This is a genomic window from Streptomyces cadmiisoli, from assembly GCF_003261055.1.
Taxonomy (GTDB): domain Bacteria; phylum Actinomycetota; class Actinomycetes; order Streptomycetales; family Streptomycetaceae; genus Streptomyces; species Streptomyces cadmiisoli.
Genome location: NZ_CP030073.1, coordinates 305,465 through 316,219 on the forward strand (window position 1 = coordinate 305,465; position 10,755 = coordinate 316,219).

Annotated in this window: 10 protein-coding genes and 1 pseudogene; all 11 read left to right on the forward strand. The window is 72.0% G+C overall.

The features are described from left to right. On the forward strand, positions 1–270 hold the full coding sequence (locus DN051_RS01370) for an acyl carrier protein (protein ID WP_234388956.1): 270 nt from the start codon (positions 1–3) through the stop codon (positions 268–270). A 100-nt stretch (positions 271–370) separates the two neighbouring features. Beyond that, positions 371–1,762, forward strand: a complete 1,392-nt coding sequence (locus tag DN051_RS01375; protein WP_112437667.1) for an aminotransferase class III-fold pyridoxal phosphate-dependent enzyme — start codon at positions 371–373, stop codon at positions 1,760–1,762. Further along, the gene (locus DN051_RS01380) at positions 1,759–2,247 is read left to right on the forward strand and encodes an acyl-CoA thioesterase (RefSeq protein WP_199314835.1); all 489 of its coding nucleotides are present in this window, start codon (positions 1,759–1,761) and stop codon (positions 2,245–2,247) included. The genes DN051_RS01375 and DN051_RS01380 overlap by 4 nt, the downstream gene beginning before the upstream one ends. Continuing rightward, entirely contained in the window at positions 2,234–2,734 is a 501-nt protein-coding gene (locus DN051_RS01385) for a 3-hydroxyacyl-ACP dehydratase FabZ family protein (protein WP_199314837.1), read from the forward strand. Before DN051_RS01380 ends, DN051_RS01385 begins: the two co-directional genes overlap by 14 nt. Beyond that, positions 2,728–3,867, forward strand: coding sequence for a beta-ketoacyl synthase N-terminal-like domain-containing protein (locus tag DN051_RS01390; RefSeq protein ID WP_246040835.1), 1,140 nt, complete (start codon positions 2,728–2,730; stop codon positions 3,865–3,867). The genes DN051_RS01385 and DN051_RS01390 overlap by 7 nt, the downstream gene beginning before the upstream one ends. Beyond that, positions 3,864–4,439, forward strand: a complete 576-nt coding sequence (locus DN051_RS01395) for a beta-ketoacyl-[acyl-carrier-protein] synthase family protein (protein WP_053761438.1) — start codon at positions 3,864–3,866, stop codon at positions 4,437–4,439. The genes DN051_RS01390 and DN051_RS01395 overlap by 4 nt, the downstream gene beginning before the upstream one ends. 116 nt (positions 4,440–4,555) lie before the next feature. Continuing rightward, positions 4,556–5,917: a class I adenylate-forming enzyme family protein gene (locus DN051_RS01400; RefSeq protein WP_162624771.1), complete on the forward strand. Its 1,362-nt coding sequence runs from the start codon at positions 4,556–4,558 to the stop codon at positions 5,915–5,917. Positions 5,918–5,996: 79 nt separating this feature from the next. Further along, positions 5,997–7,649 carry an amino acid adenylation domain-containing protein gene (locus tag DN051_RS01405; RefSeq protein ID WP_112437669.1) on the forward strand — a complete coding sequence of 551 codons (1,653 nt, stop codon included), beginning with the start codon at positions 5,997–5,999 and terminating at the stop codon, positions 7,647–7,649. After that, complete coding sequence (locus tag DN051_RS01410) at positions 7,646–9,586, forward strand: condensation domain-containing protein (protein WP_112437670.1); 1,941 nt, start codon at positions 7,646–7,648, stop codon at positions 9,584–9,586. The genes DN051_RS01405 and DN051_RS01410 overlap by 4 nt, the downstream gene beginning before the upstream one ends. Beyond that, entirely contained in the window at positions 9,583–9,894 is a 312-nt protein-coding gene (locus DN051_RS01415) for a phosphopantetheine-binding protein (RefSeq protein WP_053761442.1), read from the forward strand. Before DN051_RS01410 ends, DN051_RS01415 begins: the two co-directional genes overlap by 4 nt. Positions 9,895–10,026: 132 nt before the next feature. Next, positions 10,027–10,722 (forward strand): annotated as a pseudogene (locus DN051_RS46270) (leucine zipper domain-containing protein); the annotation flags it as partial. Positions 10,723–10,755: the final 33 nt, after the last annotated feature.

Sequence of the window (10,755 nt, forward strand, 5' to 3'; positions counted from 1 at the left end):
GTGAACGACATCGAGCGCGCCATCGGAAACATGCTGGTCTCCGAACTCTTCGTCGAGGTCCCGCAGGACCGGATGACCTCTGAGGACCAGCTCCGCACCGACTTCGGGCTGGACTCCCTCGGCTTCCTCGAGCTGCGGGTCATCTGCGAGAACACGTTCGGCATCACCATCACCGACACCGACTTCACCCCGGAGAACTTCACCAGCATCGGGACCGTCGCCGACCTCGTCCGCAGGCTGACGGAGGGTTCCCCGGTCGCCGCCGAGTGAGCGCCGGTACGACCACGGCTCACCACCCTGCTCCGCCGAGTGAACCCCCGCACGTCCACGGTTCACCGCCCTGCTCCGCCGAGAGGACACACCCCACCCCATGTCAGCCGCCGACGCGACCGGAATTCCCGGACGCGAACCGTCCCCGCCCTGGTCCAGCCGGGATGTCCAGTTCGACCACTACGGAGGGCAGCGACTGCCGTTCGGCTGCACCGGTGCGAGCGGAATCATTCAGCACTTCGTCGAGCTGTCCGGCAGCGACGCGGGACGCGCCTTCGACGTCCTCGACGCCAGCGGCGGGTACGGCTCCGCCTGTCTGGGGGCGGGTTCGGAGGTTATCGCCGCGGCCCTTTCGGACGGCGTCCGCAATGCCGGGTACGTGACCGACGAGATCGCCTCCTCGGAGCGTTCCCTGCTCCTGGAGCGGCTGTTCGCCCCCGGCGGGCTGTTCGCCGACCGGTTTCCTGCGGCCGACTACCGGGTCAGCGGGCGCAACTCCGGCTCGGAGGGCATGGAACTCGCGCTGCGGCTCGTCCTGGAGTCACGCTTCGACCACCGCAGGCTGCGGGCCGCGCCGGGGACCGGGGAACGTGACGTCGTCCTCGCCTTCGAGGGCGCCTGGCACGGCTGGACGGGCGGACTGCTGCCGTTGATGAACCGCCGCCACTACCGGATCGGTCTGCCGGCCATCGCCCCGGAACCGTTCGGCTTCCGCACCGACCACATCCCCTTCGGTGACCTCGACGCGGCCCGCGAGTGGTTCGACCGCAACGGCGAGCGGGTCCTTGCGGTCGTCGTCGAACCCGTCCAGGGCGATGCCGGCATCCTGGTACCCGAACCCGGATACCTGCGGGAGTTGGCCGCGCTGGCGAAGGACAGCGGCGCGCTGCTGGTCGCCGACGAGGTTCTGACCTTCGCGAAAACCGGCCAGTTCTTCGGCATGACCGACGAGTCGGGCCCGATCCCCACCGACATCACCGTCATCGGCAAGAGCCTCGGCATGGGGGCACTGTCCACCTCAATGGTGATCGCGCGCCGGGAGCTGGGTGCGCGGCCCACCGGCACCGTGTCCACGTCCGACCTGCGCCCCCTCACATGCGCGGTGATCAGGGCCGGGCTGGACCACATCGTCAGCGAGGGGCTGGTGGAGCGCTCCGGCAAGCTGGGAGCCGAACTCGGCCGGCTGCTGCACGAGCAGGTGGTCGCGAAGTTCCCCGACCTGTACGTGGAGGCCCGCGGGGTCGGTGTGATGCACGGCGTCGAGCTGACCGACCTCGCCGCCGCCCGCATCGGCAAGCTGCGGACCAGCATGATCCGCAACGGCGTGTACGTGGAGTTCATGTCCGGGGCCGGCCGCCGTTCGCGCGGCCTGCGGTACGTGAACGCGACGATGCGGGTGGCGCCGCCGCTCGTCGCGACCGCGGACGACATCGAGACGATCGTCGCGCGGCTTGCGGCCGGGTCGCACGCCCTGCTCCAGGAAACGCCGTGACGACGCCCGCACGGCACCCGCAGGCCGGGGCGGCGGCCGGCGTGTCGGCCGCGCCGGCCGGTGCGCGGCTGCTGCCGGTCCGCCGGCGTGTCGAGCACTCCGACACCGACGCCTACGGCGTCGTGCACTTCGCCCGGTACCCCGCCATGCAGGAAACCGCCCTGCTGGACAACCTGGAACGCCTCGGTGTCGGACTCGCGGTACTCGCCGAGGAAGGCCTCGGCCTGATCGTCGTCGAGGCGAGGACCAGGTACCACGCCCCGGCGCGCTACCCCGACGAGCTGACCCTGGAACCCGTCGTCGGCCACCTCGGCATCGCGCGCGCCCGGATCGACACGCTCATCCGGCGGACCACAGACGGCGCCGAACTCGCCTCCGGTTCCCTCGTCGTGGCGCTGACCGACCGCCTGACCGGCGCGCCCCGCACGCTGTCCCCCGCCCTGTACACCGTCCTTGAGGAGAACCGCTCCGATGTCCGCCCCTGACCCCGCCGCCGTGACCGACCCCAGCCGGACCATGGGGTTCACCGAGATCAAGAACTGGCTGCGGCACCGGCACCCGATGCTCTACCTCGACCGCGTGCTGGACTACGAGCCCGGTGTGCGGCTGGTCAGCAGGCTCTCGGTGTCCGGGCAGATCGACGCGATCGCGGGACACTTCCCCGAGCGCGCGGTCTTCCCGGCCAGCCACCTGAGTCAGGCGTTCGCCCAGTCCGGGATCATCCTGTTCCAGCTCAGCACCTCGCCGCTCGCCGACGACGAGCTCACCCTCGTCGGCTCGATGAACTCGCGGTTCTTCCATGTGGTGGCGCCCGGCGACACCGTCACGTTCACCGTGACGGCCGACCGTCTGGTCGACGGCACGACGTTCTTCTTCTCCGGCCGTGCGTTCGTGGACGGCAAGACGGTGGGCGCGTTCCGGTCCAGCCTGGTGCGGCGCAAGGCCGACGCCCTGGGGCACCAGTGGTGGTGAACGAGCCCGGCCGCAACGGCGCGGCTCTGGTCACCGGGATGGCCTGGTGGACGGCACTCGGCTCGGACTTGGACGAGGTGTGGCGGGCGTTGCTGGCGGGCGCGACCGGTGTGGCACCGGTCGCGAGCGCTCACCCGCTGCGCAACGACCGGGCGGCGGCCGTCGGGGACCTGCCGGCGGAACTCGGCCCGGAGCAGCGCCAGTACGAACTCGCCGCGCGCGCCGTGCGGACCGCGGTGTCGGACGCCGGGCTCGACGTCACCGACCCGCGGCTGCGGCTGGTGGCCGGCACCAGCCACGGCTCCCACCTGGACGTCCCGCCCGACCGCCTGGACCGCTGGGGCGAGACGCTCGCCGCAGGGCTTGGCATGGCCCGCCGCCCGCTGCTGGTGAGCACCGCCTGCTCGGCGGCATCGGACGCCCTGCTGGTGGCCGCTGCGCTGATCGCCGAGGGAGAGGAGGAGGTCTGCGTCGTCGGCGGCGTGGACGTGCTGACCCCCGCCAAGCGGCTCGGGCACTCCGCGCTCGGCACCATGTCCCCCACCGAGCTGCGGGCCTTCGACGAGCGGCACGACGGCACGCTTCTCGGCGAGGGCGCGGCGTTCCTCGTGCTGGAGCGCGCCGACCGCGCTCGGGAGCGCGGCGCCCGGATACGGGGCCGGCTGTCCGGCACGGGCTCGGCGAACGACGCGGCCGGCCCGACAGCCCCGGACCTGAGCGGCGACACCGTCGTACGAGCGGTGACCGCCGCACTGGCCGCGGCCGGCCGCGGCCCCGGCGAGGTGGGTGTGCTGAACGCGCACGGCTCCGGCACTCCCGTCAACGACGACGTCGAAAGCCGCGGTTTCGCCCGGGTGTTCACCGACGGGAAGGCACCCGTCGTGTTCGCGACCAAGGGCGCTTTCGGTCACACGCTGGGCGCCACCGGGGCGTTGGAGGCGGTCGCCGTGCTGCTGGCCCTGCGGGACCAAGCGGTTCCGCCGGTGCCCGGGCTGAAAACGGCGCTTCCGGGCTTCCCGTTGCCCCTGCCGGGCGGAGCCGCACCTCTGCCGTTCACCGGGAACGTCGGGCTCAGCATCACGATCGGGTTCGGCGGGTTCACCACCTGCCTCGCTCTGGAGGTCCCTGCGTGACGGCCGACCATCTGCCCACACCCGTCCAGGACATCGCGGTGCCGGAAAACTCCGGGCTTGCCGTCCTCGGCACCGCACGCGTCAGCCGCTCCGCGGACGCCCCGCCGACCCGGCGGATCCCGTCCTTCTACGCCGATCCGGCGTCCTGGGCGGTCCTCGAAGCCGTCGACGCACTGCGGGCGGGCTGCCCGGAGGTGACCGCCGCCCCCGAGACCACGGCCACGGTCATGGTCACCACCCACAGCACCCTGGACACCATGAGGGTGATCGCCGGAGGGCTGCCGGGCGGGCGTGTGTCGCCGTTGCGCTTCGCCGGTGCGAACGCCGGTGGGCCGGTCAGTCTCGTCTGCATGACGCACGGCCTCCGCGGACCGACCCTCACCCTGACCAGCGATGGGACGGAGGGCGCGCCGACAGCCCTGACGATGGCCCGGCACTGGCTGCGCACGGGTGCGGCCGACCGCGTCGTGATCGTCGCGCACCACCACGACGCCGCGCTGGGCCGGCACGAGGTCCGCTGCGCCGCCGTCGGGGCCGCACCGGACCTGCGCCCGCAGGGAGCACGACGATGAGCGCCCACGTCCGGGGGCACTCGGACAACTCATCAGCCCCAGGCCTTTCAGGCGCGCCGGCCAGCACCGCTGCCTCTGGCGCAGCAAGCACCCCGGGCATCCCGGAGCGTGCCGCGGTGCTGGACTTCCTGTCCGCGGCCGTGGACGTCGCCGCGGGACCCGGCGCCGGCCCGGACGAGCCCGAGGCCGTCATCGACGCGGTGGCCGGCCTCGGTCTGCCGCCGGGCTCCCCGGTACTGATCGCGATGCCGAACAGCCGGGCCGCGCTCGCCGCGTTCTTCGGGACGCTGCTCGCCGGCACCGTCCCGGTGCTGCTCCCTCCGGCGGCAACGGCCGCGCGGATCGCCGACATCGGCCGGCAACTGGGCGGCGCCGCGCTGATCGCCCCCCGGATCGACCCGGCACGCTTCGGCGCGCCGGAGCTGCACTCGCTGGGCGGCCGGTGCGAGGCGGCGCTGCTGGACGCCGGGGCGCACCAGCGGTACAGCCCCGGCGAGGTCGTCCTCATGACGTCGGGCACCTCCGGGATCGCCAGCGGCTGCCTGCACGGTGTCGGCGCCCTGCTGCGCAACGCCGACCGCCACGCCACCGCGATCGGCCAGCGCGCCGACGACACGGTCCTGGTGTCCCTGCCCCTCTTCTACTCCTACGGCCTCGTCGCGCAGGCGCTGGCCGCCTTCGTACGGGGCTCCCGGCTGGTCGTCTCCGGACCACCGTTCACCCCGAAGTCCTTCACCGAGACCCTGCGCGCTCACGACGTGACGGTCTCCGCGCTGACCCCCAGCTCGGCCGTCCGGCTCGCCGAGGAGCTGGCCGAAGGACGCACCGCCAGAGCAACTACCCTGCGTACACTGACAGTTGGCGGCGACACACTCGACCCGGTGCACGTCCGCTCCCTGCTGAAGAGCGGTTTCCCCGAGCTCTACCTCACCTACGGCCTCACCGAGGCCGGTCCGCGCGTGACCACGCTCGCCGCGCACCGCGAGCCCGAGCACCGCTGGGCCTCGGTCGGCGTCCCGCTACCCGGCGTGCGGACGCACCTGCGCGAGAGGACGGGCGACGGGCCGGGCGCTGAACTGGTCGTCGAATCCGACACGGTGCTGCGACGCAAGCTCCCGGGGGGCGCCCCGACCGCCGACAGCTCCGTCAGCACCGGTGATCGCTTCGACATCGACACCGACGGTTACCACTACTTCCTCGGCCGGTCCGGCGACTGCGTCGTCATCGGCGGGGAGAAGATCTGGCTGCCCTCGGTGCGGCGCATCGCCGCCGGCGTCCCCGGCGTCCGCCGCGTCGCCACGACCACCTACCACGACGACGACAACGAGCTGCGCTACGGACTGGACGTCACCGTGGACGACCCCGGCCCCCGTCTGGAGACCGAGATCAGGAACGCGCTCAACCGCGTCCTGCTGCGCGCCGAGCGCCCCCACCGCATCACCGTGCGCCCGGCGACGCCCGAAGAGTGGCGCAAGTGAGGACGCAGGGGTCGCGCTCGCGACGACCGACGAGCAGCGCCGACGAAGTGGCACACATGAAGACCGAGGAGTGGCGCACATGAGCCCCGAGACCCGTACCGCACAGACCCCCGTCCTGGCGCCGGGCACCGCACGCCCCACCGCCCCGGCGTTGCACGCCGTCGCCGACCGGGTCCGGTGGACTCCGGAAGCCGAGGCTGTCCGCGCGGGCCACGAAGCCGTCGACTACCGCACCCTGTGGGAGCGCTCCGCACAGGTCGCGGCACGCGTCGGCCAGCTCGGCGCCACACCCGGCACGGCCGTCGGCATCCACCTGACGCGCTCGGTCGACCTCATCGTGACCCTCGTCGGGCTGCTGCGGTCCGGCTGCGTCGCCGTGCCGCTGGACGTCGGCTACCCGGCCGAGCGACTGCGCTTCATGTGCGAGGACGCCGGCGTGCAGCTGATCATCGGCCACCGGAAGCCCCTCGACCGCCTGAGCGGCTTCACCCCCGTCATCACCGACGGGAAGGTCGGCTACGCCCTCGCCGACCCGGCACAGCCCGCCCCGGGCGCCGACACGGACGCTGGTCCCGGCCCCGCCCCGGCATTCCAGGCCCCGCGGATCGACGGCGACGACATCGCCTACGTCGTCTACACCTCCGGGTCGACCGGCCGCCCCAAGGGCGTGCGCTACGCGCACCGCAACCTCGCCAACCTCGTGGCCTGGCAGGCCGACGCCAGTGTGTGCGGGCCGGGTGACCGGACGCTGCAGTTCTCCCCCGCCTCGTTCGACGTGATCTACCAGGAGGTGCTCACCACGCTCGGCGAGGGCGGCACCGTGGTCTGCTGCGACGAGGACGAGCGGCTGGACCCGCAACTCCTGTGGGATCTCGTGGAACGCGAACGGGTCAACCGCCTGTTCGTACCCTTCGTGATGATCCAGTCCCTCGCCCTGTTCGCCGACGACGCCACCCCGCTCCGCCACCCGCTGCGGGAGATCCTCACCTCAGGGGAGCAGGTCCAGTCCACGGCCCCGATCAGGGCGATGTTCACCCGGCTGCCCGACTGCCGGCTGGTGAACCAGTGGGGCACCACCGAAACCCACGTCGCCACCTGGTACGAACTGCCCGCGGACGTCACCACCTGGCCCGACCTGCCCTCCATCGGCAGACCCATCACCGGCACCGCCGTACGGGTCTACGCCGAGGACGGCCGGCCGGTGCCGGACGGTGAGATCGGCGAGCTGTGGATCACCGGTGCCGCCGTTGGGCCCGGCTTCCTCAACCTGCCCGAACGCACGGCCCGCAGCTACCGCCCCGACCCCCTCGACCCGGACGTACCGGCGTACCGCAGCGGCGATCTCGGCCGGGTCACCCCGGACGGCCTCCTGGAGTTCCTCGGCCGTCAGGACACCCAGGTCAAGGTGCGCGGCTTCCGGATCGAACTCGGCGAGATCGAGACTGTGCTGTGTGCCGACCCGTCCGTCGCCCAGGCTGCGGTGGTCGTCGCCGGCTCCGCGGCCGAGGACCGGACTCTGCGGGCGTTCCTCGTACCGAAGTCGGCCCCTGAGGACCCCGCTGCCTGGGCGACGGGCCTGATTGCGGACCTGCGCGACCGGCTGCCCGCCCACATGGTGCCGGTACGCACCGACGTCGTCCCGTCGTTGCCGCGCACACCCAGCGGCAAGGTCGACCGGCTGGCGCTCGCCGCCGCCAACCCGGCGCCGACGGCCGACAGGAGGACGGCGTGATCGAGAAAATCACCCGCGCGGCCCCCGACCACATCCCAGCCGTGGACCGGACGGCGGGACCCCTGCCGCTGTCCGGTGCCCAGCGGGCGCTGTACCTGGTCGAACTGCTCCACCCGGGCACCCCGATGTACAACATCACGGTCGCGATCCGCCTGGAAGGCCCGCTGAACGTGCCCCGCCTCCGCGACGCCGTTGCGCGCGTCGTTGCACGGCACGAAGCACTGCGTACGACCTTCACGCGCGGCACCACCGCGCCCTTCGAACCTGCCCAGCGGATCAACACCCCCTACACCGACCTGCCCCTCGTCGAACTGAACGCCGCCGACGGGGCCGTCCAGGCCACCGCCGACGCCGCCCACGCCCAGAACGTGACGTCCGCCGCCGAGGACCTCGACGCCGCCGCGCTGCGCCTGGCCCAGACGTGGGCCGACGAGCCGTTCGACCTGGAACGCGGACCGCTGCTGCGCACGCGGTTGCTCAAGGTGGAGCCCGACAGGCACCTCCTCGTAGTCACCATGCACCAGCTGATCTCGGACGGCCGCTCCCTCCAGGTCTTCTTCGACACCCTGGCCGAGGAATACGCCCGTACCCCCCAAGCCACCGACCCGATCCCGTCGCCGGCGGACACCGACCCCCAACCGGGCGCGCACATACTCCAGTTCGTCGACTACGCGGCCTGGCAACGTCGCCGCCCCATCGACGCCGATCAGCTCGACTGGTGGCGCGACCGCCTAGCCGGAGTCCCGACGGTCCTGCGGCTGCCGACCGACCGGCACCGCCCGGCGGTCGCCGGCCCCCACGGGGGCAGCCACTGCCACGCCCTGCGCAGCGGCGTGATGGAACCGGCGCTGCGGCTGGCACAGGACCTGCGCGTGACCCCGTTCGTCCTGGTGCTGACCGCCTACGCCACGTTCCTCTCCCGCCTCGCCGACACCTCGGACGTACTGGTCGGTGTGCCGGTGAGTGCCCGTGACCGCGCCGAACTCGACGACATGATCGGCTTCTTCGCCACGACACTGCCCGTGCTCGTGCAGGCCGGACCCGACCGCAGCTTCGCCGACCTGTGCCGGTCGGTGCAGTCGGAACTGCTGGACGTCCTGACCCACCAGGACGTCACCATGGAACAACTCGCGGCAGAACTGGCGCCCGAGCGCGACCCTGGGCACGCCCCCCTGGTGCAGGCGTTCTTCTCCCTCGAACAGGAACCGGTCGTCAGCCCCCGCCTCCCAGGCCTTCGCGCCACCGCGTTCGACCTCCCGCCCAGCGGGGCGAAGGCCGACCTCGACATGATGATTTTCCGCGCGGCCGACACACACGACGACTTCGACATGACGATCACCTACCGGACCGACCTGTTCGAGGCCACCACCATCGCCCTACTGGTCGCCCAGTTCGAACGCCTCCTCGCCGCGGCGGTCGCCGACCCGACGGCCCCCCTCGCCTCCCTGCCCGGCCCGATCAAGGGCGTCCCACCCCTGCCCTATCCGGCACGACCCGACGTCCCGTCCCCGCCGCCTGTCCCGGCCGAGGACGTCACCGGGCCTCCGCGCCTCACACCACGACCCGCGCAAGCCGTGCCGCACGGTGCCCCCGCAGCCTCCGCCGGCCCTGCCATGGAGCAGCACCTCGTCGAGATCTGGCGGGAGGTCCTGGGCCGCGAAGACGTGGGTCTCGACGACAACTTCTTCGACCTCGGCGGCACATCCTTCGCGCTCGCCACCGTGCACACCCTGATCGGTACTCGCACCGGAGCGACGACGCCCCTGGTGTCGCTGCTGGAGTTCCCGACGATCACTACGCTCGCCCGGCACCTCACCGGCGACACCCGAACAGAACACCCGGTGGCCCAGCCGACCGGCCAGGCACGCACCGCCCGCCTGCGCGACCGCCGCACCCGGCTGCAGCAACGACGACCAGGACAGGGAACCAGCGCATGAGCCCACACCCGGACAACGCAGACACCACCCACACCGAGAACAACTCCACCGAACCGACAACTGGCACGGCAGCCGTGGTCGCCGCGATCTGGTGCGAATTGTTCGGCGTGCCCCGGGTCGGGCCCCACGACGACTTCTTCGCCCTGGGCGGCCATTCAATGCTCGGAGTGCGGATGGCGTCCCGATTGCGCGCCGAGTTGGGACTCCGCGTCCCGGTCCGCACGATCCTGGAGAACCCGACGCTGCAGGACCTCTCCCAGTTGCTCGACGAGGCCCTGCAGCCCACACCCGACCCCGTCGGCGACTGAACCTCCCTTTCATCCACGGGCTCAGTTGTACTCAGCCACCACGTTGGTGACACGCAGCCGTCGGTAGTTGATCAAGGCAGGACCTCCGGGCGTAGTGGAGATTGGCGTCTTTCACTCACCTCGGAGGTCCTGGTGGCCCACGCTGATGCCCGGCTGACCTTCCACGGCAGATGCCTGGTGGTGCGTAGTGTCGTAGCGGACCGGCGTCCGGTCGCTCACGTTGTTCAAAGGAAGTCGGCGTCTCCCGCCAGTGCGCCCATCGGTGAGTGAACCGGTATCGCGCCGAGGGCTGGAGCGGGCTGCAGGACCGCAGCAGCAGTCCGCGCCGCTGGCCCACCCGCACTCCCGCGGCTGTCGAACGCCGTGTCCTCAAAGCCCGCCTCACCTTGCGGACCGGACCGGGCACCCTGGCGGAGCACACCGGCGTTCCCGCCCGCACCATCAGCCGGATCCTCAGCGGCCACCAAGTACCGCCGCTGTCCGCCTGCGACCCCCTGACCGGCCAGGTCATCCGCGCCACCAGAGCCGGCAGCCGCCGCTACGAACACCGCCGGCCCGGCGACATGATCCATGTCGACGTCAAGAAGCTCGGCAAGATCCCCGCTGGTGGCGGCCATCGCGCCCACCGCCGCGGTGAACGATCCGGAGCCCTCCGAGGCCTGGGTCACGACTACATCCACGCGGCCGCCGACGACCACTCCCACCTCGCCTGTGCCGAGATCCTCCGCGACGAGAAGGATGCCACCCGCGCGCTTCCTCACCCGCGGAGCCGCCTTCTTCCAGGCCCACGGCATCACCCGCATCGAGCGGATCATGACGGACAACGCCAAGATCCGGATTTCACCGGTCGGGTTGGCGTCT

Bases quoted from the DNA above. Each gene is read 5' to 3' on its own strand.
- DN051_RS01385 (WP_199314837.1), top strand. From the start codon at position 2,234: ATGTCCGCCCCTGACCCCGCCGCCGTGACCGACCCCAGCCGGACCATG.
- DN051_RS01375 (WP_112437667.1), top strand. From the start codon at position 371: ATGTCAGCCGCCGACGCGACCGGAATTCCCGGACGCGAACCGTCCCCG.
- DN051_RS01405 (WP_112437669.1), top strand. From the start codon at position 5,997: ATGAGCCCCGAGACCCGTACCGCACAGACCCCCGTCCTGGCGCCGGGC.
- DN051_RS01415 (WP_053761442.1), top strand. From the start codon at position 9,583: ATGAGCCCACACCCGGACAACGCAGACACCACCCACACCGAGAACAAC.